20 protein-coding genes and 1 tRNA gene are annotated in these 24,740 nt (G+C 70.5%); 7 read left to right on the top strand and 14 right to left on the bottom strand.

Translation table 11 applies throughout. The features are described 5' to 3' along the window. Nucleotides 1–41 precede the first annotated feature (41 nt). Both HKK72_RS17140 and HKK72_RS17135 read right to left on the bottom strand, forming a co-directional pair. Nucleotides 42–1,133, bottom strand: coding sequence for an ABC transporter ATP-binding protein (locus HKK72_RS17140; protein WP_315987299.1), 1,092 nt, complete (start codon nt 1,131–1,133; stop codon nt 42–44). 103 nt (nt 1,134–1,236) lie between these two features. Then, the gene (locus HKK72_RS17135) at nt 1,237–2,493 is read right to left on the bottom strand and encodes an ABC transporter substrate-binding protein (RefSeq protein ID WP_222720806.1); all 1,257 of its coding nucleotides are present in this window, start codon (nt 2,491–2,493) and stop codon (nt 1,237–1,239) included. Nucleotides 2,494–2,755: 262 nt separating this feature from the next. Here HKK72_RS17135 and HKK72_RS17130 point away from each other — a divergent pair, with 262 nt between their 5' ends. From HKK72_RS17130 to HKK72_RS17120, 3 genes are read left to right on the top strand one after another with little or no spacing between them, the layout of a single operon-like run. Further along, nucleotides 2,756–5,314 carry a nitrate- and nitrite sensing domain-containing protein gene (locus tag HKK72_RS17130; protein WP_315987302.1) on the top strand — a complete coding sequence of 853 codons (2,559 nt, stop codon included), beginning with the start codon at nt 2,756–2,758 and terminating at the stop codon, nt 5,312–5,314. Nucleotides 5,315–5,320: 6 nt separating this feature from the next. Then, complete coding sequence (locus HKK72_RS17125; RefSeq protein WP_187235378.1) at nt 5,321–5,698, top strand: DUF742 domain-containing protein; 378 nt, start codon at nt 5,321–5,323, stop codon at nt 5,696–5,698. Then, complete coding sequence (locus HKK72_RS17120; RefSeq protein ID WP_187235377.1) at nt 5,679–6,293, top strand: GTP-binding protein; 615 nt, start codon at nt 5,679–5,681, stop codon at nt 6,291–6,293. The genes HKK72_RS17125 and HKK72_RS17120 overlap by 20 nt, the downstream gene beginning before the upstream one ends. 55 nt (nt 6,294–6,348) lie before the next feature. On the opposite strand, the gene HKK72_RS17115 is transcribed toward HKK72_RS17120, so the two are convergent. The 6 genes from HKK72_RS17115 to HKK72_RS17090 all read right to left on the bottom strand — a co-directional run bounded on the left by HKK72_RS17115 (nt 6,349) and on the right by HKK72_RS17090 (nt 13,920). Next, nucleotides 6,349–7,782 (bottom strand): aldehyde dehydrogenase family protein, encoded by a 1,434-nt coding sequence (locus HKK72_RS17115; protein WP_187235376.1) that lies wholly within the window; start codon nt 7,780–7,782, stop codon nt 6,349–6,351. A 57-nt stretch (nt 7,783–7,839) separates the two neighbouring features. Next, nucleotides 7,840–9,189 carry a 4-aminobutyrate--2-oxoglutarate transaminase gene (gabT, locus tag HKK72_RS17110; protein WP_187235375.1) on the bottom strand — a complete coding sequence of 450 codons (1,350 nt, stop codon included), beginning with the start codon at nt 9,187–9,189 and terminating at the stop codon, nt 7,840–7,842. Between the two features lie 200 nt (nt 9,190–9,389). Next, entirely contained in the window at nt 9,390–10,823 is a 1,434-nt protein-coding gene (locus tag HKK72_RS17105) for an ATP-binding protein (RefSeq protein ID WP_187235374.1), read from the bottom strand. 288 nt (nt 10,824–11,111) lie between these two features. Beyond that, on the bottom strand, nt 11,112–11,813 hold the full coding sequence (gene mtnC / locus HKK72_RS17100; protein ID WP_187235373.1) for an acireductone synthase: 702 nt from the start codon (nt 11,811–11,813) through the stop codon (nt 11,112–11,114). An 80-nt stretch (nt 11,814–11,893) separates the two neighbouring features. Continuing rightward, the gene (locus tag HKK72_RS17095; RefSeq protein ID WP_187235372.1) at nt 11,894–12,964 is read right to left on the bottom strand and encodes a tartrate dehydrogenase; all 1,071 of its coding nucleotides are present in this window, start codon (nt 12,962–12,964) and stop codon (nt 11,894–11,896) included. Nucleotides 12,965–13,020: 56 nt separating this feature from the next. After that, nucleotides 13,021–13,920, bottom strand: coding sequence for a LysR family transcriptional regulator (locus HKK72_RS17090; protein ID WP_187235371.1), 900 nt, complete (start codon nt 13,918–13,920; stop codon nt 13,021–13,023). A 196-nt stretch (nt 13,921–14,116) separates the two neighbouring features. On the opposite strand from HKK72_RS17090, the gene HKK72_RS17085 reads away from it, so the two are divergent. Continuing rightward, entirely contained in the window at nt 14,117–15,757 is a 1,641-nt protein-coding gene (locus HKK72_RS17085) for an SLC13 family permease (RefSeq protein WP_187235370.1), read from the top strand. A gap of 51 nt (nt 15,758–15,808) precedes the next feature. Here the strand turns inward: HKK72_RS17085 and HKK72_RS17080 are convergent, their stop codons facing one another. After that, the gene (locus HKK72_RS17080) at nt 15,809–16,723 is read right to left on the bottom strand and encodes a LysR family transcriptional regulator (RefSeq protein WP_187235369.1); all 915 of its coding nucleotides are present in this window, start codon (nt 16,721–16,723) and stop codon (nt 15,809–15,811) included. Between the two features lie 120 nt (nt 16,724–16,843). Here HKK72_RS17080 and HKK72_RS17075 point away from each other — a divergent pair, with 120 nt between their 5' ends. After that, a complete protein-coding gene (locus HKK72_RS17075; RefSeq protein WP_187235368.1) occupies nt 16,844–17,257 on the top strand; it encodes a RidA family protein in 414 nt (137 codons plus the stop codon). Nucleotides 17,258–17,349: 92 nt separating this feature from the next. Here HKK72_RS17075 and HKK72_RS17070 read toward each other — a convergent pair whose 3' ends face one another. The 5 genes from HKK72_RS17070 to bcp all read right to left on the bottom strand — a co-directional run bounded on the left by HKK72_RS17070 (nt 17,350) and on the right by bcp (nt 20,293). Next, nucleotides 17,350–17,931, bottom strand: coding sequence for a hypothetical protein (locus tag HKK72_RS17070; protein ID WP_187235367.1), 582 nt, complete (start codon nt 17,929–17,931; stop codon nt 17,350–17,352). A 147-nt stretch (nt 17,932–18,078) separates the two neighbouring features. Continuing rightward, nucleotides 18,079–18,660, bottom strand: coding sequence for an NUDIX domain-containing protein (locus HKK72_RS17065; protein ID WP_187235366.1), 582 nt, complete (start codon nt 18,658–18,660; stop codon nt 18,079–18,081). A gap of 62 nt (nt 18,661–18,722) precedes the next feature. Next, complete coding sequence (locus tag HKK72_RS17060) at nt 18,723–19,427, bottom strand: SDR family oxidoreductase (protein WP_187235365.1); 705 nt, start codon at nt 19,425–19,427, stop codon at nt 18,723–18,725. A 255-nt stretch (nt 19,428–19,682) separates the two neighbouring features. Further along, nucleotides 19,683–19,759: transfer RNA gene (locus tag HKK72_RS17055), tRNA-Leu, on the bottom strand. Between the two features lie 66 nt (nt 19,760–19,825). Continuing rightward, nucleotides 19,826–20,293, bottom strand: coding sequence for a thioredoxin-dependent thiol peroxidase (bcp, locus tag HKK72_RS17050; protein ID WP_187235364.1), 468 nt, complete (start codon nt 20,291–20,293; stop codon nt 19,826–19,828). A 150-nt stretch (nt 20,294–20,443) separates the two neighbouring features. Between bcp and HKK72_RS17045 the strand changes: the two genes are divergently transcribed. Together HKK72_RS17045 and HKK72_RS17040 are read left to right on the top strand one after the other, a co-directional pair. Continuing rightward, complete coding sequence (locus tag HKK72_RS17045) at nt 20,444–20,743, top strand: DUF3618 domain-containing protein (protein ID WP_187235363.1); 300 nt, start codon at nt 20,444–20,446, stop codon at nt 20,741–20,743. A gap of 247 nt (nt 20,744–20,990) precedes the next feature. Next, a partial coding sequence (locus HKK72_RS17040) for a tetratricopeptide repeat protein (protein ID WP_187235362.1) occupies nt 20,991–24,740 on the top strand: 3,750 nt, incomplete at its 3' end.

Below are 24,740 nucleotides of genomic sequence, written 5' to 3'. Positions count from 1 at the left end.
GATTCAAATGGGGGGTTGGCGGAACGAATACCGCGTGGCCGTCAGCTGGCGACCTGCGGTGGACCGTCCATCACCAGCCCGGGAGGCGTGACCTCCCGGATGGCGAACTCGTGCTCCCGCCGCCACGCGAGCCGAACTCGCGCGTCGCGCAGCTTGAGCACATCCATGGACGACGTCTGTAGGTTCTGCTGCAGAGCTATCAGCCGGCCGCCCGCGTCGAGATCGACGACGAATCGGGTGGCCGCCCCCGCGTAGACGACTTCGGCGACCGTGCCGGCCGCCGCATGCTCGCCCACAGGCACTTCCGCGTCGAGGTGGGTGTCCACGCGGATCTTCTCGGGGCGGACGCTGTAGACGCCCGTACGCCCCAGGATCGACTCGGCGGCCCCGCCCTGGATGAGGTTCGAGGTGCCGACGAATCCGGCCACGAACGCCGATGCCGGCCGTTCGTAGACTTCCGCCGGGGTGCCCACCTGCTCGATCCGGCCCGAGTTGAAGACCGCGATGCGGTCGCTCATCGTGAGGGCCTCCTCCTGGTCGTGGGTGACGAAGAGGAAGGTGACGCCGACCTGGCGCTGGATCGCCTTGAGCTCGACCTGCATCTCCTCGCGGAGCTTCTGGTCGAGTGCGCCGAGCGGTTCGTCCAGGAGGAGGACCTTCGGGCGGTTCACCAGGGCCCGGGCGAGCGCCACGCGCTGTCGTTGTCCCCCGGACAACTGTCCCGGCTTGCGCGCCTCGAATCCCTCGAGTCGTACGGTGCGCAGCGCTTCGAGGGCACGTTCCCTGCGCTGGGCTCTCGGGACCCTCTTGACCTTGAGGCCGTACTCCACGTTGGCGATCACGTTCATGTGCGGGAAGAGGGCGTAGTCCTGGAAGACCGTGTTCACGTCCCGCTCGAACGGTGGCCGCCTGCTGACCTCGTCCCCGCCGAGGTGGACGCTGCCGGCGGTCGGTGTCTCGAAGCCCGCGATCATCCGCAGGACCGTCGTCTTGCCGGAGCCCGAGGGACCCAGCATCGCGAAGAACTCGCCATCACGGATGTCCAGATCGACGCCGTCGACCGCGACGATGTCGCCGAAGGTCTTGCGCACCCCCCGCAAACTCACTGCGGGCTGTTCCGCTGGCGTGCTCACGTGCCTGGACTCCTCGGTCGAGATTCGATGGGCAGTCACTCTAGTGATCTTTAGCGTGCCGCACCACCCTGGGCACCCGCGCCACTGCGGTGAGTCATTTCACTCAGCCCTTGATCTCAGTCCACGCCTGGGCCCAGCGCGAGTAGTCCACACATTCGGTGCCGCGGTCATCACCGCAGTCGGCGACCGGCGTCTTCCAGAACGCGATGCGCTTGTAGAACTCGGCGTCGCCCACGTGGTAGGTGGTGCAGAAGCCGCTTTCGGTGTAACGGCAGGCCTTCGGGTTGGCGGGCGCCTGACCGAACCACTGGCCGACCTGTGCCTGGGCCCTCGGCGTGGTGATCCAGTTCATCCACCGGTACATGCAGTTCGGGTGCTCGGCCTTCGACGAGATCATCCAGGTGTCGGACCAGCCGGTCGCCCCCTCCGCCGGGATCGTGGTGGCGACCGGGACCCCCTCGTCCTTGGCCAGGTTGGCCGTCACCTCCCACGCGGTGCCCGCGTAGTTGTCGGCGGACTTGAAGGACTGCAGCTCGTCGACGTAACTGTGCCAGTACTGGTTGATGCTCGGCCGCTGCTGCTTGAGCAGGTCCACGGCGGCGGTGAACTGCTTCTCGTTCAACTCGTAGACGTCGGTGATCTTCAGGTCGGGCCGGTGGGTCTTGAGGTACAGCGCCGCGTCGGCGATGTAGATGGGGGAGTCGTAGGCGGTCACGTGGTTCGCGGCGGGGGAGTTCCTGTCCCACACGACGCTCCAGGACGTCGGCCGTTGCGGCAACTTGTCGGTGCGGTACATCAGCACGTTCGCGCCATAGCCGTGCGGGACGCCGTACATCTGGCCTTTGACCGAGTTGTACGGCTGGTTCTTGAGGTAAGGCGCGATGTCGCCGTAGTTGCTGAGCAGGCCGGTGTTGACCGGTGCGACGTCGCCACCGTAGATCAGGCGCAGGCTGGCGTCGCCGGAGGCGGACACCCCGTCGTACTGCCCGGTCTTCATGAGGGCGACCATCGAGTCGGAGGTGTCGGCCACCTTCGAGTTCACCCGGCAGCCGGTCGCCTTGGTGAAGGGGGTCACCCAGTCGACGGTCTTGTCGCTGCTCCCGTCCTCGGCGTAACCGGCCCAGACGACGAGGTTGACCCGGCCTTCCGACGGGCCGATGTCCTGTTGCACGGGGATGGGCGGTGCGACGGCCTCCTGTCCCGGATCCGAGCCACTGCAAGCGCTGACCAGCGCCGCCCCCACGGCCGCGGCGAGGGCGAATCGCCCTCGCGTGCGGAGGCTCCGTGAAGTGCGGCTCCCGGGCGGCAGTCGGCGTCCGTGTACGGGCGGCATCACCTTGAGCAGGCTCTTATAGATCACGTTGGCGCATTTTAGAGGCGTCGGGCGGGCTGTGAAGCCCAAATCCATGTGATCCAGATATCTCCGGACATGGCATACGGCGGCATTCGTTCGTAGTAGGCTCACCGGCGTTCAAGCGAGGACCATCCAACCAACTGACCAAAAGCCGGTCGCAGTGCGATCAAGGGGCCGTTGAGTGGGACCAGCAGTCAGTCATCGTCGAGCCAGAACAAAGGCCGGTCGATTCAGATCCATCCGATTTAAGATCATCCTGTTGCTTCTCGTGTCGCTCGTTTCGCTCAGCATTCTGTGGGCGTTCGCAGCGAGCATTGCGCTTGGCGACGGCCTGAACTTGCGGAACGTACGCACTGTTCAGGACCATTTCGGCTACCCGTCCGGCGCGCTCGGCAGCGCGCTTCAGGCCGAGCGCCGCCTTACCGTCGTCTATCTCGGCAGCAAGTCGGCGGGCGACCGGGCGGCGATGGAATCCGGCCGACTGGTCACCGACCGGCAGGCGGAGCTCTTCCGCGGCCTGGCCGCCGACAAGGGCGCCCAGGACGTGGCGCCGGAACAGGCGAAGCAGCTCGCGAACGAGATCATCGCCCGGCTGAAGGAGCTCACCACCCGGCGCATCGCGATCGACGCGGGTTCGACGAGCCGCTCTCAGGCGTTCCTCAACTACACGGGCATCCTCGGCGACGTCGGCACCCTGCAGGGGTCGCTGTCCACGCTGAGCAACCCCGAGGTGGCACGGGACGCGCGGAGTCAGGTCGCGCTGACCAGGGCCCGGGAGACGCTGTCCCAGGAGGACGCGCTGCTGGCCGGTGCGCTGGCGGTGGGCCGGATGACGCCCGGCGAGCACGCCGAGTTCGTCAAGCTCGTGGGCACCCAGCGCTCCCTGTACAACCTGTCCGTCCTGGAGCTGCGGGAGGCCGACCGCGCCTACTACCAGCAGGTGACCACCACGCCGGAGTACAACCGGTTGCGGTCGCTCGAGGACAGGTTCGTCCGCACGGCCCGCCAGCTCAGGGTCGGTGACGGCACCGACGTGCTGTGGAAGACCACGGCCGACTCGAACCTCACCCGGCTGCGCGGCCTGGAGCTCTCGCTCGCCGCCGCCGGCGAGGAGCGTGCCGCACCGATCGCCGACGGCATCATCCTGCGGGTCGTCCTCGCCGGTGCGCTCGGCCTCATCGCGGTGGTCGCCTCGCTCGTGCTGGCGATCTGGGTCGCCCGTTCGATCATCCGCGAGCTCAGCGGCCTGAAGCGGGAGGCGCTCGACCTCGCCGACGTCCGGCTGCCCGGCGTGATCCAGCGGCTGCGTCGAGGAGAAGAGGTCGACGTTGCGGCCGAGGCGCCGCCCCTGTCGTTCGGCACCGAGGAGATCGACCAGGTCGGTCAGGCGTTCAACGCCGCCCGGCGGACCGCGATCCAGGGCGCCGTCGAAGAGGCCGCGCTGCGCCGCAGCGTCAGCGACGTCTTCGTGAACCTCGCCCGCCGCAGCCAGTCGCTGCTGCACCGCCAGCTGAACCTGCTCGACTCGATGGAGCGCCGCGGCGCCGAGCCGGACGAGCTCGAGGACCTGTTCCGCCTCGACCACCTCGCCACCCGCATGCGGCGCCACGCCGAAGGTCTCATCATCCTGTCCGGGCAGGCGCCCGGCCGAGGCTGGCGCAACCCGGTCGCGGTCGTCGACGTGGCCCGCGCGGCCGCCTCGGAGATCGAGGACTACACGCGGGTGAGCGTGGCGCCGATGTCGCAGGCGTCGATCTCCGGTGTCGCCGTCGCCGACGTCATCCACCTGCTCGCCGAGCTGATCGAGAACGCCGCGATGTTCTCGCCGCCGCACACGACCGTGCAGGTGACCGGTGAGTCGGTGGGGCACGGCTTCACTCTGGAGATCGAGGACCGCGGTCTGAGCATGGACCCGGAGAGCCTCGCGCGGGTCAACGAACGGCTGGCCGCACCGCCGGAGTTCGACCTGTCCGACAGTGCGCAGCTCGGCCTGTTCGTGGTCGGCCGGCTGGCCCAGCGGCACAACATCAAGGTGACGCTGCGCACTTCGCCGTACGGAGGCATGACGGCGATCGTCCTGCTGCCGGAGGACATCGTCGTCAGCGGCGAGGTCCGCGAGCCCGAGGGCCGGCCGCTGGCGCTGACCCGCCGCAGTGAGGACGCGCTCTATCCCGTCGGGGCGGTCTGGAACGGGCAGGACGGTTCGGCGGCGGGTACCGGGGCGAACGCCGCGGTGCTCAGCCTGCACTCGGGCGAGCCAGCCGCGGAGCCGCCGCGTCCGGGGCCGTTCCGGCGACCCGCCGAGCCGGTCGGCGCGCCGCCGGTCGGGCGGCCCTACGACCAGCCGGTCCATCCCGTTCAGCCGGTCCGTCCGGCACATCACGGTCAGCATCAGCCGAACCAGCCCCCGCCGGCCCAGCCCCCGCCCGACCGGCAGCCGCCGAGTCAGCCGCCGAGTCAGCCGCCGCCGAACCGGCCGCAGCCCTTCGAGTGGGCACGTCCCGCTCCGCAGCCGTTCGAGCGGCCACGTCCCACCGCACGGCCGGCGGAGTCCCAGCCGCCGGCGCCGCAGCGTCTGCCCGACGGCGGCCGGAGGCAGCCGGGGGGCCGCAGGCGCAAAGAGGACAAGCCGGAGTTGCCCCAACGAGTCCGCCAGGCCAACCTCGCACCGCAGCTGTACGACGAATCCGTCCCCGCGCCGCCTGTTGAAACGGACAACCGCCGTGAACGGTCGCCAGAAGAGCTACGTACGATGATGTCGTCGATCCAGAAGGGCACCCTGCGCGGGCGCTCTGAGTCGGTAGAGAACGATGAGGGACCGTGGTGACGACTGATGACCGGTCCTGGAAGCGAATGGCTCGACGACGAGGCGGGGCCGCTGGTCCGGTCGTACGCGCTGACGCGCGGCCGCACCAAGCCCGCCACTCGCGAGGGCTTCGAGATGATCGCGATCATCGCGACCGCCGGGACGGCGCCCTTCGCGTCCCCTAACGTATGGCCAGAACACCTGGCCATCCTCGAGCTGTGCGTCCGTCCGCTGTCGGTCGCGGAGATCTCGGCGAAGTTGCAACTCCCCCTGGTGGTGACCCGCGTCCTGCTCGGTGATCTGCTGGACAACGAGTTGATCGTGGTCCGGCGTCCCGTGCGGGAGGACCGGCCGATCAACGAACATTTGCTTAGGGAAGTGCTCCATGGACTCGAAGCGCTCTGAGGCCGCACAGCGCGCTGCTGACATGCCCCTAGCGGTGAAGATCCTCGTGGCCGGAGGATTCGGGGTGGGCAAGACCACGCTGGTCGGTGCCGTCAGCGAGATCCGGCCACTGCAGACCGAGGAACTGCTGACCGACCGGAGCATCGGTGTCGACGACACCGCCGGCGTGGAGAACAAGACCACGACCACGGTCGCCATGGACTTCGGCCGGATCACGATCCGCGACGGGTTGATCCTCTATCTCTTCGGCACACCGGGACAGGACCGTTTCTGGTTCATGTGGGACGAACTGTCCCTCGGTGCGATCGGAGCCGTCGTCCTGGCCGACACGCGCCGGCTGGCCGACTGTTTCCCGTCGGTCGACTACTTCGAACGCAGGGGTCTCCCCTTCGTCGTCGGGGTGAACTGCTTCGACGACGGGTACGACTACACGCCCGAGGAGATCCGCCAGGCACTCGACCTGGATCCGAGCGTGCCGGTCGTCCTGTGCGACGCACGCGAGCGGAGGTCAGGCAAGCAGGTGCTGACCACGCTGGTGGGCCACGTCCTGAGCATCCACGGGCACGCGCCGCGCGCGGACGCGCCCGTCTACTGAATCGCCCGCCGACACATCGCCTTCCGACAGACCGTCACCGCGCGTCCTCACCGGCTCAGAGATCGAGACCGGTGAGGACGAGGACGCGTTCCTCGGTCAGGTCGTTCATGGCCGACCTGACTCCCTCGCGGCCGATGCCTGATTCCTTCCAGCCGCCGTAGGGCATCTGATCGGCGCGGTAGCTCGGCACGTCTCCGACGATCAACCCGCCGACCTCCAGATCGCGGTGCGCGCGGAAGGCCACCCGCACGTCGGTGGTGAAGATGCCGGCCTGCAGCCCGTACCTCGAGGAGTTGACGACGGTGAACGCCTCGTCGAGGTCGGTGAACTGCGCCACGGTCAGGACCGGCCCGAAGATCTCCTCCTCGGCCACCCGGATGCCGGCCGGGACGCCGGACAGGACGGTCGGGGCCACGGCGGTACCCTCGTGCGTGCCGCCCGTGAGCACGGACGCCCCCGCGTCGCGCGCCTCTTCCACCCACGCGACGATCCGCTCGGCCGCGGCTTCGTTGATGACCGGGCCGACCAGTACCCCCTCGGCGGTCGGATCACCGGTCGGGAGCTTCTCGACCGCCGTCACCAGTTCGGTGACGAAGGCGTCATAGACGTCGGTGTGCACCAGTACGCGCTGCACGGAGATACAGGACTGGCCGGCCTGGTAGTTGGCGAACAGCGCGATCCGCTCGGCCGCGCCGGTCAGATCCGGCCAGTCGTCGTTGACGACGACCGCGGCGTCGCCGCCGAGCTCCAGGGTGAGGTGCTTGCGCGGGGCCTGCTCCCGGATGGCCCAGCCCACGGGACCGGAGCCGGTGAACGAGACGACCGGCAACCGAGGGTCGGCCACGAGAGGCGCCATCCTGTCGTTCGGGACCGGCAGCACCGACACCATCCCCGCCGGCAGCTCGGTCTCGGCGATGATCTCACCGAGCAGCATCGCCGTGAGAGGGGTGGCGGGCGCCGGCTTGACCAGGATCGGGGCACCGACGGCGATCGCGGGGGCGACCTTGTGCGCGACCAGGTTGAGCGGGAAGTTGAACGGCGCGATGCCCAGCACGGGGCCGCGCGGGAAGCGCCGCACTACGCCGAGCCGCCCGGTCGCGGTCACCTCGGTGTCCAGTCGCTGGAGGTCGCCGGAGAACCGGCGCGTCTCTTCGGCGGCCCAGCGGAAGGTGGCCACCGCCCGGGCCACCTCGCCGCGAGACCAGAACAACGGTTTCCCGTTCTCCGCGGTGATCAGGGTCGCGATCTCCTCGGCACGGGCCTTCAGCCGCGCCGAGATGTGGTCGAGGGCCCCGGCCCGCGCGTGCGCCGGCATGGCCTGCGCCTCGGCGCGTACGGCGTCGAGATCGGCGACGGCCTGCTCGACCTGGGCATCGGTCGGCACCGACATCAGGCCCACGACCGACCCGTCCCACGGGGACGTCACGGGCAGGGTGCCCGAGCCGGTCGTGGGCACACCGGACAGGTAGAACGGCGTGATCTCTGGCATGGGGCAGACCTCACTTGCTATCAGGGTTGAGCCGGGTTCATGCCGGTCGCGATGGGTTCAGACCGATTCGGTGAACGCCTGCTCGAGGATATCGAGGCCCTCGGTGAGCAACTCCTCGGGAATGGACAGCGGCGGCAGGAAGCGCAGCACGTTGCCGTACGTCCCCGCGGTCAGGGTCACCAGCCCGGCCGCGTGGCAGGCCTGGTTCACCTTCGCGGTCAGCGCCGGGTCCGGGGTCTTCGCCGGGCCGGGGCCGGTCACCAGCTCGATGGCGAGCATGGCGCCGCGACCCCGGACGTCGCCGATCGCGGGGTGCTTGTCGGCCAGCCGCCGCAGGCGGGGGACGACCAGCGCCTCGATGTCGCGGGCCCGCCGGGCGAGATCATCGGCCTTCATCGTCTCGATCGCGCCGAGCGCGGCGGCGCACGCGACCGGGTTGCCGCCATAGGTGCCACCGAGACCGCCGCCGTGGACCGCGTCCATGACCTCGGCCCGGCCGGTCACCCCGGCCAGCGGCAGACCGCCGGCGATGCCCTTCGCCGTCGTGATGAGGTCGGGCACGATGCGCTCGTGCTCGCTGGCGAACCAGTCGCCGGTACGGCAGAAACCGGTCTGGATCTCATCGGCGATGAGCAGGATGTCGTTGGCGCGGCACCAGTTCGCGACGCGCTCGACATAGCCCGGCGGGGGCACGATGAAACCGCCCTCGCCCTGGATCGGCTCGATGATGACCGCGGCGGTGTTCTCCTCGCCGACCTGGGCGTGGAGCTGTGAGACCAGCAGCTCGAACGCCTCGTCGGCGCAGGTGTCCGGTCCCGTCGGCCAGCGGTACGGGTAGGCCGCCGGCACCCGGTAGATCTCGCTCGCGAACGGCCCGAAACGGTGCTTGTACGGCATGTTCTTCGCGGTGAGGGCCATGGTCAGGTTCGTACGGCCGTGGTAGGCGTGGTCGAACGCCACGATGGCCGGCCGGCCGGTGAAGGACCGGGCGATCTTCACCGCGTTCTCCACGGCCTCCGCGCCGGAGTTGAACAGCGCGGAGCGCTTCTCGTGATCGCCGGGCGTCAGCTCGTTGAGCGCCTCGGCCACCTCGATGTACTCCGCGTAGGGCGTGACCATGAAGCACGTGTGGGTGAAATCGGCCACCTGGGCCTGGACCCGCTCGACGACCCGGGGCGCGGAGTTGCCGACCGTCGTGACGGCGATGCCGGAGCCGAAGTCGATGAGCTGGTTGCCGTCGACGTCGACGAGGATGCCGCCGCCGGCCCGTTCGACGTAGACGGGCAGCCCGGTGGAGACTCCGCCCGACACCGCCGCGCCCTTGCGCGTGTGCAGTTCGGCCGAGCGGGGACCGGGAATGGCCGTGTTGAGGATGCGGCGCTGCTCTATGCCAGGGGTCGGCCTCATCGCGGACGCTCCAATGCGAGACGGGGGTGTCGCCGCCGGCGTACACGGGTGCCGCCGCCGGCCGCCACGGAGCGGGGATCCGTGGCCGCCAAGATTATGGCGGGCCCGCGGACCGCGCGAAACCCGGCGCGAAGGCGCGCCAGTGGATCCGGGAGACCGCCGGGAAGGCGTGGAGGACCGCCTGCTGCGAACGCGCGTCGCTAGTGACTGGGGCACCCGTTCGATCGTCCCGCCGGCGCCGGCACGATGGCCTGGTGATCGTCCGCGGCCGAGGCGGACTCACTGACGAGCCCGGTTTCTCGCAGTGGCAGTCTGAGGACGAATCGGGCGCCGTGTGGTGAGTCCTCGGCCTTGAGGGTTCCGTGGTGGGCGTGGGTGATGTCGCGGGAGATGGCCAGGCCGAGGCCGCTGCCGCCGGGGTCGCGGCGGCGTCCGTCGGCCAGGCGGGTGAAGCGTTCGAAGACGCGTTCGCGGTCGCGGGATGCGATGCCGGCGCCGTCGTCGGTGACGGTGACCACGGCCTGTCCGTCGACGGGTTCGACGGTGACCTCGACGGCCGATTCGGCGTGGCGGTGGGCGTTGTCGAGCAGGTTGTCCAGTACCCGGATCAGCTGGATCCGCGACCCCATCACCCATACCGCCGTCGCCTGCTCGACCCGCACGGGCATGCCCTGCACGCGGCTGTCGATCTCTTCGCGTACGAGTGCGCCGAGGTCGATGGGTTCTGGTGGCGCGGGGTCGGTGGCGCGTAGGCGGGCGAGGATGAGGAGGTCGCTGGTGATGGCTTCGAGTCGGTCGGTGGCGGAGAGTGCGGCGCGGATGGTGTCGTGGGGGTCGACGTCGTCGGGGTAGAGGACGGCTTCTTCGAGTCGGGTGCGCAGGCCGGACAGTGGGCTTCTGAGTTCGTGGGAGGTGTCGGAGGCGAATTGGCGTTGTTGTTCGACGGCGGCTTCGAGGCGGGCGAGGGTCTGGTTGGCGGTGCGGGCGAGTTGGGCGATCTCGTCGTGGCCTGGTGGTAGCGGGACCCGGAGGCTGAGGTCGGTGCCGGTGATCTCTGACATCCGTGCCCGGATGGCCTCGACCGGGCGGAGTGTCCGGCCGACCATGACCCAGGTCAGCCACGCCGCCAGCGTGACGATGCACAGGGCGCAGACGGCGATGCCGTACTCCAGGCCGTTCGAGGCCAGGGCGGCGGGTTGAGTCGTGCCGGCGTAGACGACCGGTGAGTCGGGCGCGGGCGTGACCCGGATGGCCATGAGCATCACGCACCTGTGCCGAGGCGCGCACTCGGTCAGATGATTGAACCGGTCATCGGACGGCGGCCGGTGCGTACTCAACGCGGGCCGGCCGGCCGCCGCCCTGCTCGAGTTCAGCACCCGGTCACGAGCGTCCACCAGCTGGATCAGATTGATCCGGGTGAACGCCGGAATCGCGTGCGGGACGGCCCCGATCCGCGCCGCCGCGCTCCACTGGCTGGCGACCCGCTCGGCCTCGCTGAAGACCTGCGCCTTGATCCTTTCGCGGATCGCCAGGTCGAGGCTGATCCCTACGATGGCCAGCAGGAGCAACGTCAACGCCGTGGCGGTCAGTGTGTAGCGGGCCCGGATGGAGCCTGGACGCGGCGTCAGTCTCACTCTGTCTTCCTTCCGGACTCCGGGAGGGCATGGCGGTCTCATCGCGGTCGGCACCGCCGTATCCGGCAGCGGCCCGGTGGGTGCGCCCTCCGTCACAGGGGCGGCGAGTGGGCGGTGAGTGAGCCGGACAAAAGACTCTCTTGGCGTCGTATGGCCTGCATCACACCAAGTTAGGCTGAATCTGGATGATTAAAGTGGTTGTGTTACACCCGGTGACAACCACTCCTAGGTAGGCGGTATCGCCCTTCGTGGTACATCACGAAGGTGGGCGACGGCGATCGGGGACGGCTACAGGAGCCGGTCCACCTGATCGAAGGCGGCCACTTCGGGGTGATCGCCGACGCCGCGGGCATAGTGCGGCTCGCCGGGGCGGCGGACGCCGACGGTACGCCAGCCGGCCTCCCTGGCCGCGTCGAGCTCGGCGACCAGGTCGGACAGGAAGACGATCCGGTCCGGTGCCGTGCCGATCGCGGACGCGATCTTCTCGTACGAGGCCGCGACCCGTTTGGGCCCCGCGTTCTCGGTGTCGAAATGGCCGTCGAACAGAGGCAGCAGGTCGCCTTCGGGAGAGTGGGCGAACCAGGCGATCTGCGCGGACACCGAACCGGAGGAGAAGACGTACATCGGATGACCGGCCGAGCGCCAGGCCCGCAGCACGGGGATGACGTCGGGAAAGAAGTGCGAGGTGAGCTCGCCCGAGGCGAATCCCGCCGCCCAGATCGCGCCCTGCAGGGTCTTGAGCGGGGTCGCCTTCTCGTCCCGGTCCAGCCAGTCGTTCAGCGCCCGGACGACCCGATCCGTGCTCGCGTCCGGCTCGCCGATGGCCTCCCGTACCTGCGCCACGGCACGGGCCACCTCGGGGTCGGCGGCGTGCGCGCCGATCCACTCCGCGAACCGCTCGCGCGAGTACGGATACAGCTGGTCGACCACGAATCCGGTGGCACCGGTGGTGCCCTCGATGTCGACGACTATGGTCAGCGGCTCACTCACGCGCGGGTTCTCATCCTGGAGGCGACGGGTCCTCCACGATACAAAGCCGTACGGAGCGAAGCGGCACGGAGGGCCTGGACTCAGGCGGCCGCCGTGCCCAGTCGGCGCACCAGCTCACCGGTGAGCTCGGCGGTGGTCGCCGATCCGCCGAGATCGGGGGTGCGCGTGTCGGTCTCGGCCAGAACGGCGGTCATGGCGCCGGTGACCTCGGCGCCGGCCTCGGGATGGCCGAGGTGGTCCAGCATCAGGGCCGCCGACCAGATGGCGCCGATCGGGTTGGCGATCCCGCGGCCCGCGATGTCGGGGGCCGACCCGTGGACGGGCTCGAACATCGAAGGATGCTCGCGTTCGGGGTTCAGATTGGCCGACGGGGCGATGCCGATGCTGCCGGCGATGGCGGCGGCGAGATCACTGAGGATGTCGCCGAACAGATTGGATCCCACGATGACGTCGAATCGCGCGGGGTCGAGCACGAGCTTGGCGCACAGGGCGTCGATGTGCTCCTGGTCCCATCGCACTCCGGGGAAGGACGCGGCGCGCTCGCGTACGAGCTCGTCCCAGAACGGGAGGGTGTGGACGATGCCGTTGGACTTCGTCGCCGAGGTGAGATGGCCGTCGCGGCGGCCGGCGAGCGCGAAGGCGTAGTCGAGGACGCGCGTCACCCCGGCCCGGGTGAAGACGGCCTCCTGCACGGCCATCTCTTCGGGGAAACCGCGGTTGAGGCGCCCCCCGATCTCGCTGTACTCGCCCTCCACGTTCTCCCGTACGACGACGAAGTCGATCTGGCCGGCCCGTGCGGACCGCAGGGGACTGTCGATGCCCTCGAACACGCGGATCGGCCGCAGGTTGACGTACTGGCGGAACGCCCGCCGGATCGGGATGAGCAGCCCCCAGAGCGAGACGTGGTCGGGCACGTCCGGAGCGCCGACCGCGCCGAGGAAGACGGCGTCGAAACCGCGCAGCCGGTCCACCCCGTCCTCGGGCATCATGGCCCCCTCGCGCCGGTACCGCTCGCACGACCAGTCGAACTCGGTGTAGTCGAACCCGATGCCGTGCCGCCGTCCCACGGCGTCGAGGACCTCATAGGCGGCCGGGGTGACCTCGCGGCCGATTCCGTCTCCCGGAATCGAGGCGATGCGGTGCGTCGTCATGGAGGAATTGCAGCAACCGTGCGGCGACGATGTCCAAGACAAAGGCGCGATGGATCTTATAGGCCACGGCTATCGATCGAGGTCGGTGCCACCGCGATGGACAGGAACTCGCTCGCCGCGGGCGTCAGCCGGGCCTTCCGGCTGACCAGCGCGACGTGCAGGTAAGACGGCGGCACCAGGTCCAGGACCAGCGCGCCGGCGCGCTCCGCCAGCACCGTCCACGCCTCGGTGAGGATCGCGACGCCCACGCCCTTCAGCACGAGCGGCAGGATGGCCTCCCGGTGCTCGGTCTCGACCGCGATGGTGAGGTCGACACCCTGCGCGCGCAGGTCCTCGACGACCTGACGCATGCCCGTGCCCTCCTGCCCGGCGATCAGCCGCCGGCCGGCGAGCCGGTCGCCCGTCACCGGGCGGCCCGGCGGAAAGGAGCCGTCCGGCGGTGTGACCAGTACGAACCGGTGCCTCTCGATGGGATGCACGGTCAGGTCGGCGGCCGCGGGCGGGGTCATGGCGGCCAGCAGTCCGAGCTCGGTGACCCCGGAGCGCACCATCTCCATGACGGTGTGCGGCCATGGCGCCGCGCGGACGGTGAGGCGCACACCGGGATGCCGCTCGGTGAACCGGCTGATCATGCTGCTCAGCGGTTCGACGGCCTGGGACGGCATGGCCGCGATGTCGACGCGTCCGGTCCGGACGCCGTGCACGGAGTCGACGCTCGCCCGCGCCACCTCCAGGCTCCGGACCACCTGACGGGCCGGCTCGATCAGCGCCTGGCCCGCCTCGGTCAGCGCCACCCGACGCCCGATCCGGTGGAACAGCAGCCCGCCGAGGTCACGCTCCAGATTGCGGATGGCCTGCGAGAGCGACGGCTGCGCGAGATGCAGCGCTGCGGCCGCGCGATTGAACCCGCCGTTGTCGACGACGGCAAGGAAGTATTCGAGCTGTCGGGCGTCCATGCCTGTCTCGCCCTGCTCTCCGGACCTGTCTCGGTCCTGTGTCCGGGTCCATGGGGATATTCAACATATAGGAGCAGCCTTTATCGCTAGTAGTTAAGTCGTCTTGGACCAGGGCGCGTTACGGCCTTTCAATGAGCGGCAAGTCACAGCGTGTGTCCGCCATATGGAAAATCTGTCCCGACCAGCGGAGAGGCCGATGACGACCGACAAGAGCGAGCCGCGGACCAGGACCGATGTCGAGAAGGCGCTGCTGGGCGGGGCCACCTATCGCAGCCTGGGCGAACAGAAGCTGTCACCTGCGGAGGAGCGGTTCGAGCGGGCCAGGCGGACCACGGGCCTGTGGCTGGCACCGCTCGTCGCCATCGTCTTTCTCGCCCTGCCGCTCGACATGGCGGCCAAGCAGCAGACGCTCGCCGGGATCCTGCTCGGCGTCATCGTCTTGTGGATAACCGAGCCGATCCCGATTCCCGTCAGCGGGTTCATCGGTGTCGCCGCGATCGTGCTTCTCGGAGTGGCGCCCGCCACGGACGCGCTGGCACCTTTCGGCTCGTCGACGGTGTTCACTTTCATCGGCGCGTTCATCCTCGCCCAGGCAATGCTGAAATACGGGCTCGCCCGACGATTCGCCTTCTTCATCCTTTCCCTGCCGGGGGTCGGCGGCTCGACCGTCAAACTCATCGCGGCGTTCGGGGCGGTCACTTGCCTGCTGTCGGCCTTCGTGTCCAACACCGCCACCGTGGCCATGCTGCTGCCCACGGCACTCGGGCTGCTCGCCGTCATCGCCAAGATGCTCCAAGACCGCGGGCTCGTGGCAGAGGACTTCGACCCGCTGCGGTTGCGGGTCGGCGCCGCCCTGGTGCTGATGCTGGCGTACGGCGCCAGCGTCGGCGGCCTGCTCACCCCGGTCGGCAGCCCGCCGAACCTCATCGGGCGCGGGCTGATCGAGAAGGCCACCGGCGAGAAGATCTCCTTCGCGCAGTGGACCGCCACGGCGGTGCCCATCTGCCTGCTCATGTTCGTCGTGCTCGCGGTCGTGCTGATGCTGCTGAACAGGCCCGAGATCCGGCGCATCGAGGGAGTGGAGGAGTACGTACGCTCCGAGCGCGCCGAGATGGGCAGAATGTCGCGGGCGGAGATCAACACGCTGATCGCGTTCGGCTGCACCGTCGCTCTGTGGATCTTCCCGGGCGTGGTCGCGCTCATCGTCGACACCGGCATACCGCTGCCGTTCGTCGGCGAGCTGAAGGAGTCGGTGTACGACACGGTGTCCGGGCGGCTCAACGAGGGCGTGGTCGCGGTGCTCGGAGCGGCGCTGCTGTTCGTGCTGCCGGTCAACTGGGGCAGGCGGGAGTACACGCTGAACTGGAGCGATGCCGCCCGGATCGACTGGGGCACCATCATGCTGTTCGGCACCGGAATCATCTTCGGGTCGCTGCTGGAGGACACCGGCCTCGCCAAGACCATCGGAGAGTCGTCGTCGGACGCGCTCGGCCTCGGCAGCCAGTTCGCCATCACCGCCTTCGCCGTCGTGCTGGCCATCGTGGTGTCAGAGACCACGAGCAACACGGCGTCCGCGGCGGTGGTCGTGCCGATCATCATCCCGATCGCGATGGCGGCGGGGGTCGATCCGTTCGTGCCGGCGCTGGCGGCGACGTTCGCGGCCTCGTTCGGCTTCATGCTGCCGGTGTCGACACCGCAGAACGCGATCGCCTACGGGTCGGGGGTCGTGCCGATCACGACGATGATCCGATCCGGCATCGTCTTCGACATCTGCGGCGGGCTCATCATCCTGCTGCTCCTGCCCGTCATGGTCGCGATCACCGGCATCGGGGGCTGACCCCGGCGGTGCCACGGTGGCCGGGTGCGCCGCCCGGCCACCGGCCCCGTCTCACGCCGGGTGCCGCTCGCCGCTCAGTTCGGCGGCGGCCTTCTCCAGATGCCGCAGGAAGGCGGTGGCGGCCGGCGGCGGGACGTGGCCCTTCGGCGTCGCGGCGTAGACCGTGCGCACCGGAACGTCGTCGGGGTGCAGCGTGGCCAGGACGATGTCGGGGCGGACGACGCCGGCGGCGAGCGACGGTATCAGCGTGACTCCGAGCCCGGCCGCCACGAACGACTGCTTGGCGGTCCACTCTCCGATGACGAACTCGATCTCGGGCCGGAAGCCCTGGCGGACGAAGGCGCTCACCAGCGTCTCCTCGACCCGGACGCTGCCCGCGATCCAGTGGTCCTCTGCCAGTTCGGCCAGCCGTACGTCTTCGCGCCCGGCGAGCGGGTGGTCGCTGGGGAGCGCCACCATCATCGGATCGTCCATGAGTGGGTGAAGGTCGGCCGGCTCGCCCTCGAGCGGTCCGTCGGTCCCGCTGCCCACCACCGCGACATCGAGGTCGCCGGCCTTCAGCCGTTCCATCAGGGTCTGCGTGAACCCCTCGCGGAGCAGGACCGAGACGGCCGGATACGCGGCACGGAACGAGCGCAGGGTGCGCGGCATCATCGAGGCGTCGGCGGTCGGGAAGGCTCCCACCCGGACCCGGCCCGAGGTCAGCTCACGCAGCGCGGTCAGCTCGCGACGTGCGCCGGCGAGCCGGTCGAGCACCGCCTCGGCGTGCGGCAGCAGGTGCCGTCCCGGTTCGGTGAGCCGTACGCCGCGCGGCAGGCGATCGAACAGCGGGGAGCCGACCTCGGCCTCCAGGGTGGAGATCTGGCGGGAGATCGCCGACTGGGTGAAGCCCATGGCCTGTCCGGCGGCGGTGAACGAACCGAGCCGCGCGACCTCGCGGAAGACCTCCAGCCATCCGGTTTCCAATGGACCCCCTCAGATCCCTCGGTATGCGCTCTCAGCATGTTACCCATGCGAATCATTCGCTTGTGGCATGCCTTCGCGGCGGCCTAGCGTCAGCGGTGTTCACACCCCTCAGGAGCACATATGCAAATCACCTTGGACGATCCCGACTCGGTCGCCGCGCCCGTAGGACCGTACTCGCATGTGGCCCGGCTGGAATCAGGTGACGGGGTCCTGCTGATGCTGTCCGGGCAGATCGCGGTGGACGCCGGCGGCGGGCTCGTCGGCGAGGGCAGCATGACCGAGCAGGCGCGGCGCGTCTTCGAGATCATCGAGGGCATCCTGGCCGCTCACGGCGCCGCGTTCGAGCACGTGGTGAACATCCGGACCTACCTCACCGACATCGGACTGCTCCCCGAGTACGGCGCCGTCCGGCGGAAGTACTTCACCGGGCCGCCGCCCACCAGCACCACCATCGAGGTGTCCCGGCTGTTCCGGCCCGGGGCGCTGCTCGAGGTGGAGGTGGTGGCCGCCGTGGGCGAGCCGGCGCCCGCCTGACCGGCGGGGCGCGGCGGGGCTCCGGCCGGGCGCGCGCCGGTGACGGCGGTGCTGCTCGTGGCAGGCCGGGCGTGTCGCCGTTCTCGACCGGCTCAGCCGGGCGCCTGGGCGGTCTCTAGCTGGTGGATGACCGGGTTGAGCAACTCGTTGAGCTCCTTCACGAGGACCGACACCGCGAGCTCCGCCGTGTCGGCGAGGGCCTTGGAGGGCGCGTCGGGGGCCGTGGGGAGCGCGCCGAGGGGCACCGGCGCGTCGATGAGCAGGGTCGTCCGTAGGAAGGGGCCGCGCGCCTGGTCCTGGTCGGTGGGATCCAGATACTGGCCGAACATCTGCGGCCAGTCGCGCCAGCCCCGGTCGCGCCACCAGTGGCGCGAGGAGGTCAGCTCGGCGGGCAGCGGTGAGACCATCAGCACGTGGGCGGTGAGGCCGCCGTCGTAGGGATTGCGGTCACAGGCCGCGGACAGGATCCTCCGGTGCCAGCGCACGTAGGGCGGCATCTGCGTCGTGGCCAGCTGCCAGGCGGCACAGGCGAACGTGACCGGCGCGATGTCGCCCCACGAACCCTCGAACGCGGAGACGTGGCTCCACACGTGCTCGGCATAGCGGCTCGGCCCGCCCACGGCTCGCTCCCGGTCGTATCCGTGGTCGATCCAGAAGGCCTCGTGCTCGCCCATGCGTCCCCTCTCGCGATGCTCATCTCGCTGTCAGTCAACGCGATCAGCGCGCGGTACATGCCGGTTGTTCTCTCAGAGCCGAGCCGCACCGAGCCGCACCCGGCCGCACCGAGCCCGAGCAGAGCCGCATCGCGTACGGCGGGACGCTCATGTCCGATGGTGCGGCTCCGTGGTGGGCGCGGACGCCTCGTGCAGCATCAGGAGCGTGTAGGCGGCCAGAGTCGCGTCGTCGGTGATGGCGCCGTCGCGGATCATCTGCTCGAACTCGGCCCGGGTGACGAAGCGCTGTCGCATGTCCTGCTCCTCGTGCTCGCGGCGGGCCTCACCGGGTTCGAGGTCGGTCGCGAGGAAGGCGTGGAAGCCCTGGTTGCTGGTGCCGTGTGCGCTGTGCAGGAACCCGAGCCGGGTCAGCACCCCCGGACGCAACCCGGTCTCCTCGGCGAGTTCGGCGCGCGCCAGTTCCTCGTGGTCTCCGGTCCGCCGGTCGGGGTAGCCGCCCTGCGGGAAACTCCAGGTGCGCCGGCCGATGGGATAGCGGAACTCCTCGACCAGGTGGAAGCCGCCGCGCTCGGCCGGGACGACGAGCGCGAAGTCGGGCTTCTCGACCAGCCCGTAAACGCCCTGCGACCCGTCGGGGCGTTCGATCAGGTCCTCGCGGACCGTCATCCACCGGTTCTCATAGACGATCCTCGACGACAGCCGGCGGATCGTCGGCTCACCACTCGTCATCGGGCCTCCTCGTCAGTAAGCCTGCTCGTCAGTGGGCTCGCTCGGTCAGTGGGCTTGCTCCGTCAGCGATGCCAGACCTGACCTGCCGGGCGTACGACGATCTCGTTGATGTCGACACCGGGCGGCTGGTTCACGGCGAAAAGTACGGTGCGGGCCACGTCGGCCGGGTCGAGCTTCGCGTGGTCGGCCCGGCCGGGGCCGATGAGCCCCGTGTCGGTGAGGCCGGGCTGGATGAGCGTGACCCGTACGCCCGTGCCGGCGAGTTCACCGCGCAGGTTCTGGGCGAGCCCCGTGACCGCCCACTTGGTGGCGGAGTAGACGCTGCCGGGCGTCGGGATCCGGCCGGCCACCGAACCGGTGACGACGAAATGACCGTTGGTCTCGCGGAGCGCGGGCAGCGTGGCGCGGGCCGTGATGGCGGGGCCGTACACGTTGGTGAGGACCATGGTGCGCCAGTCCTCGGGCGTCCCCTTCTCGTCCAGGAAGGAGGTGGGGGTCGCCACCCCGGCGTTGGCGAGCGCCACGTCCAGGCGCCCGTAGGCCTCGAGCGTGTGGGCGACCGCGGCCCGGACCTGGTCCCACTCCGTGACGTCGCACGTGACGGGCAGCGCGCGCTCCGGCCCTCCGAGCTCGGCGGCCAGCCGCTCCAGCAGCTCGCGCCGCCGACCGGCCAGCACCACCCGGTGGCCCTCCTCGACGGCGAGCCGCGCGGTGGCCTCGCCGATCCCGCTCGATGCTCCAGTGATCAGAAAAACTCGATGCTCCACGGCCCCAGCTTCGCATCAACCGCCGCTTGGCCGAGCCGCCGCGGGTACGGGAGGCTACGCGCCGGATCGGCCTAGGCCCGCGTCGGCCCATCTGGCCGCCTGGATCGCGTTCTGTGACGGCGATGGCCGCCACCGTCGCCACGACCCGGGCGGGTGAGGGCGTCCACCCCCGCCGCGGGGATGCCCGTCCGGCGCTCCACCAAGTCGAGCGCCAGTGGAATGGCCGGAGTGGCGGAATGTCCGCAGTGACCAGGATGGTGGGGCCGGTGGGATTCGAACCCACACTGTCAGGTACCTAAAACCTGTGTCTCCTGCCGTTGGACTACGGCCCCCTTGGCGCGATCACCGGGTTCGGGCCGCGCCCCTGCGGGTCGGTCGCTCTCGGCCGCGCCGGTCGCTCAGACGCCCAGTACGCGGCGGAGGCGCTCGACGTGCCCGGTCGCCTTCACGTTGTAGTAGGCATTCGCGATCTTACCGTCGGCGTCGATGAGGAAGGTGGAGCGGATGACGCCCACCGTCTTCTTGCCGTACAGCATCTTCTCCCCGTACGCGCCATAGGCCCGCAGGACCTCGGCGCCGGGGTCGGACAGCAGCGGGAAGTTGAGCCCGTCCCGGTCGCGGAACTTGGCCAGCTTGGCCGGCTCGTCGGGGGAGACGCCGAGGACGGTGACGCCCGCGGCCTCGAGCTCGGGCAGGCCGTCGCGGAAGTCCACGGCCTCCTTGGTGCAGCCCGGCGTCATGGCGGCCGGGTAGAAGAAGACGATTACGCGCCGGCCGCGCAATGACGAAAGCGACACCGGCTTGCCCTCGGAGTCGGGAAGCTCGAAGTCGGGGGCAACATCGCCCGGTTGCAGCCGCTCGGACACCAGATCTCCCTTTCGGTCAATGGGACGCCTCTTACCGTACCGCTGTGGTGCCTTCACACTGCGCAGGTGGTCCGCGAGCGATTCGGGTGAAGACCTGACAGACTAAGGATCACATGACGCGCGCTGCACGCCGAACGATAAGGACAACTCATGGCCGACAGAGCCCGCGATCCGGAGGCGCTGGAGCTGGAGATCATGCGCACTCGCGAGGAGCTGGCGCGCACCGTCGACGCACTCGCCGACCGCCTCAACCCCAAGAACGCGGCCAGGCGCGGTGTCGTGCGGATGAAGGAGGAGGCAGGCCAGGTCGCCGCGGCGATCGGCGCCATCTCCGGCCCCAGAGAGCCGGGGGAGCCGAATGGTGATCGCCGTACCGCCGCCCTCATGGTCGGCGCAGGTATCGCGATCTCGGTGACCGCCGTCCTGCTCTGGCGTCGCAAACGTCGTTGACTCACGCCTCATCCGAGCGCCGTGACCCATGTGGGTCACGGCGCTCTGGTGTATCCGCCGTTTCATCGGGAACATCCCCGAGCCGCCTGGCGGGTGGTCATGCGGGCGGCCGGAAGGTCTGGTTCGCCTGCGACCACGGAACCTGGTGTGTAGCTTTGCCGTCGATCTGGGGTGACGAGTGCCGGTCATCGGCTTTCGCGCGGTTTGTCGCTATGCGCTCAGGCGAAAGTGACAGAAGGGTACGAACATGTCTTCGTGGGCCGACCGGCTCAGCGCGGCCGTTCAATGTTGGGAACGCGGAGAACTGGACGCCGCGGTCACCCTGTTGCGTGAGGTCGCCGCCTCGGCCGATCCGCAGACCGCGCGGGAGGCGTCCCATGTGCTCGGTAGCGTGCTCGAGGATCAGGGCGACGTCGAGGGAGCCCGCACCGCACACCGCTCGGTGATCGACAGCGGCGATCCGGTCTTGCGGCAGCGCTCGGCCCTGTCGCTCGGAGTCCTCCTGATCAATGACCGGCAGTGGGCCGCGGCGCACGGCGCCCTGGCGATCGCGTCCACGGGGGCCGACACCGAGGTCGCGGCACTGGCCGACGCCGCTCTCGCGAAGGTGCTGACGCGGCTCGGTGACCTGGCCGGAGCCGACGAGGCACTGGAGCGGGTCCGGCGGAGCGACTACCCCGAGATGGCCGAGTCCGTCGCCGAGCCCGAGCCACCGGTGCCACCGGCGCCACCGGCACCAACGGCGCCTTCGCTGGCCGCGAGCGGCGCCTCGGGGCCCGGCCCGGCCGCCGCCGGCGCGACACCGCCCGTGCACGCCACCGCCACCGCCAGCGCCGCCACCGGCACGAACGCCGGCACCGGCACCGCCAGCGACCTCGCCGCAGCCGACGAGGGAGTCCGCGCGGCGTCGGACACGGTCACCGAGCATCGCGATACGGACGTGGCCGTCCAGGCCCGGATTCACGACCTCGCGCCATGGCGGCCTTCGCCCGCCGATGGCGTGGCGGCCGAACAGGCGTTCCACGACACCGAGGGCGCGATCGAGCGGCTCCGGTCGGGTGATCTGGCCGAGGCCCGGGCGTCGCTGCACCGCGCGATCGACGCAGAGGTCGCGCAGGTGTCCGGTCGCGCCTCCACGGTTCTGGCGCTGATGGAGCTCGGCGAAGGCGATGCGGAACTCGCCGACGAGCTGCTCAGCCATGTGGCCGACGGAGCCGATCCGGCTCAGGGGTTCGGAGCCGCGGTGCTGCTCCATCTGCTGCGCTCGCCGCGCGGCGAGCGGCATCCGCTGCTCATCGCCGCCATCGACCATCAGCGGCATGGCCGGGAGCGGGCGGTGGCCGGTTACCGCGCGGCGACGGAGGACGACGACCCGGCGACCGCTGCGCTCGCGACGGCGATGCTGGCCCGGCTCTTCACCGAGCTCGGGCTGGAGCCGTCCACCGCGGCGGCCATGTTCCGTACCGCCGCTGACACCGGGGACCCGGTCGCACTGTCGTACACCGCGGTGGTCTGCGCGGAGTGGCTGCCGTCGCGAGGCGACGGCGAGGCTGCGATCGGGCTGCTGCGTCGCGCGCGCGACGACGGTGATCCGGCGTTCGCTCCGTGGGTGGCGTACTCGCTCGGCTCGGAGCTGACCGCCCGTCACGCCGTCCGTTCCGGGGCGGCGCCCGACGGACCCACAGCGCCTGCCGGCCCCTCAACCCCCGGCGAGCCGGCGGCGTCCGCCGACGGTGCCGGGTCCGCCGACCTTGCCGGGCACACCGGTGGTGCCGGAGCCGCCAGTGGTGCCGGGCACGCCCAGCTGGCCGAGGTACGTGCCGCGTACGACGCGGTACTGACCTCGGGCCATCCCGGCCTGCGCCCCGGCGCCCAGAGCGCTCTCGTCGCGGTGATGGAACAGCAGGGAGATCTGCCGGGCCTGTGCGCGATCCTCGAGGAGGCGCTCGCCCAGGAGGACCCCGGACCGGCGGCGCGCCACGCCTGGCTGCTGGGGTTCACCAGGGTACGGCTGGACGACCTCGACGCGGCGCGCGCCGCGTTCGCCGGGATACCCGAGCCGCCGCCAGAGCCCGCGTGGTCCGGCGCCTTCGGCCGGCATCTGCTCGACCGCGACATCGACGCGGCGACACCGGCGTTCGCCCAGATCAAGGCACTCGGCGACGCCCACGACGGATACGTGATGTCATCCCGGCTCGCGATCGAGGCCGCCCGCGCCTGGCGGCGGAGCGGTGACAACGAAGCCGCCGACCGGGCCCTTTCGCTGATGGTCGCCGACGGCCACCCGTACGTCGCGCAGCAGGCGGCGATGTCGCTCGGGACTCTTCGCGACGACGTGCACGACCGGATCGGCGCCATCGTCGCCTGGGAGAAGGCCGCCGGGGGGGACGACGGCGCCATGGCGGCCCGCGCCATGCACGGCATCGGGTGCGCGCGGCGTGAGCTCGGCGACCTCGACGGCGCGGCCGAGGCGTTCCGCCGGGTCGTCGACACCGCGGACCGGCACGGGGAGACCGAGCACGCGGCCGACGCGGCCCGGCGGCTGGGTGAGCTGCTCGCCGAGAGCGGCAATGTCGCCGCGGCCAGGGAGGCGTTCGAGTGGCTCTCGGGCCCGGACGGCGTCATGGACCTCGCCACGGCGCTCCGCAGGGCCGGGAACGTCACGGCCGCCATGGAGGCCTACCGCGAGGCCGCCGACGGCCCGAACCCGGCCACGGCGCTGGCCGCGGCTTCCGAACTCGCGGCGATCCTGCACGAGCAGGGCGATCTGCCGGGCGCGATCGCCGCCGGCGAACGCGCGATCGCCGCCGCCGAGTCGGCGGGCGACCCGAAGATCAGTGCCCAGGCCACCCATGACCAGGGCTGCCGCCTCGCCGACGTGGGTGATCTGGCGGGCGCCAGGCAGGCCTTCGAGCGCGCGGCCGGCATCGATCCCGAGCTGGCCGCCTTCGCCATTCTCACGTTGGGCGACCGCCTGGAGCAGGCCGGTGACGCCGTCGGCGCCCGGGCGGCGTTCGAGCGCGCCGCGAGGCTCGACGATCCCCGGATCGCGGCCCAAGCCCGCGATCGCCTGGGCTCGGCGACACTCGAGGAACGGGGCTGGACGCACCTGGACGGCGGCGACCGCGCCGGTGCGCTGGCGGCCTTCACCGAGCTGCACGGCTCACCCGACGTGGCCGAGCTCATCCTGGCCCTCCACGAGCAGGGGGCGGAGGCCGTACGCCCGCTGCTCGATCGGCTCGCCGAACAGCCCGCGCACGTGGCCCTGGCCCATGACCTCATGCTCAACGCGGCCCAGAGACGCAGCGGCGACGGTGACGCGGAGGGGACGCGGGACCTGCTCCGGCTCGCCGTGGAGTTCGGCGACCCGCTCCAGGTGGCCCGCACCACGATCGACCTGGCCGTGCTAACGGCCGACGGCGGCGACCTCGACGAGGCCGAGCGGCTCGCTCTGCGGGCGGCGGAGTTCGGCGACCCCGAGGTGGCCGGACCGGCCTGGCACCACATCGCGACGTGGCGACGGCGGCGCGGCGATCCGGGTGGCGCGATCGACGCCGCCCGGCACGCGGTCGGTTCCGGACACCCCTACGCGGTCGTCAACGCGGCACTGACCCTCGCCACGCTGCTGGAGGAGGCCGGTGACGTCGCGGGCGCGCGGGCGGCGTTCGCCGACGGGGCTGCGGCCGACCATCCGGAGGCGCTGTACTGCCTGCGCCGGCTGCTGGACCTGCTGCTCCGGCAGGGTGATCACGAGGCCGCGCTGGCCGCCGCCGAGCGGGCGATCGCGACCGGCGATCCGGAGACCGTCGCCATGGGCTACCGGGTTTCGGGCGACGTCCGCAGGGCCGCCGGAGACGCCGAGGCCGCCGCACTGCTCTACCGGCGGGGGATCGAGGCCGGTGATCTGAGAACGGCGGCGAACCTGCATGTCGAGCTGGCCCAGTTGTTCCACGACCAGGGCGATGCCGCGTCGGCGAAGCGCGAGCTCGAGCCGGCG

The organism is Actinomadura sp. HBU206391, assembly GCF_014323665.1.
Taxonomy (GTDB): Bacteria; Actinomycetota; Actinomycetes; order Streptosporangiales; family Streptosporangiaceae; genus Actinomadura_C.
This window is presented reverse-complemented; position numbering and strand designations above follow the sequence as displayed.

Bases quoted from the DNA above. Each gene is read 5' to 3' on its own strand.
- HKK72_RS17125 (WP_187235378.1), top strand. From the start codon at position 5,321: ATGACCGGTCCTGGAAGCGAATGGCTCGACGACGAGGCGGGGCCGCTG.
- HKK72_RS17120 (WP_187235377.1), top strand. From the start codon at position 5,679: ATGGACTCGAAGCGCTCTGAGGCCGCACAGCGCGCTGCTGACATGCCC.
- HKK72_RS17115 (WP_187235376.1), bottom strand. From the start codon at position 7,782: ATGCCAGAGATCACGCCGTTCTACCTGTCCGGTGTGCCCACGACCGGC.
- gabT (WP_187235375.1), bottom strand. From the start codon at position 9,189: ATGAGGCCGACCCCTGGCATAGAGCAGCGCCGCATCCTCAACACGGCC.
- HKK72_RS17095 (WP_187235372.1), bottom strand. From the start codon at position 12,964: ATGACGACGCACCGCATCGCCTCGATTCCGGGAGACGGAATCGGCCGC.
- HKK72_RS17090 (WP_187235371.1), bottom strand. From the start codon at position 13,920: ATGGACGCCCGACAGCTCGAATACTTCCTTGCCGTCGTCGACAACGGC.
- HKK72_RS17085 (WP_187235370.1), top strand. From the start codon at position 14,117: ATGACGACCGACAAGAGCGAGCCGCGGACCAGGACCGATGTCGAGAAG.
- HKK72_RS17075 (WP_187235368.1), top strand. From the start codon at position 16,844: ATGCAAATCACCTTGGACGATCCCGACTCGGTCGCCGCGCCCGTAGGA.
- HKK72_RS17070 (WP_187235367.1), bottom strand. From the start codon at position 17,931: ATGGGCGAGCACGAGGCCTTCTGGATCGACCACGGATACGACCGGGAG.
- HKK72_RS17065 (WP_187235366.1), bottom strand. From the start codon at position 18,660: ATGACGAGTGGTGAGCCGACGATCCGCCGGCTGTCGTCGAGGATCGTC.
- HKK72_RS17045 (WP_187235363.1), top strand. From the start codon at position 20,444: ATGGCCGACAGAGCCCGCGATCCGGAGGCGCTGGAGCTGGAGATCATG.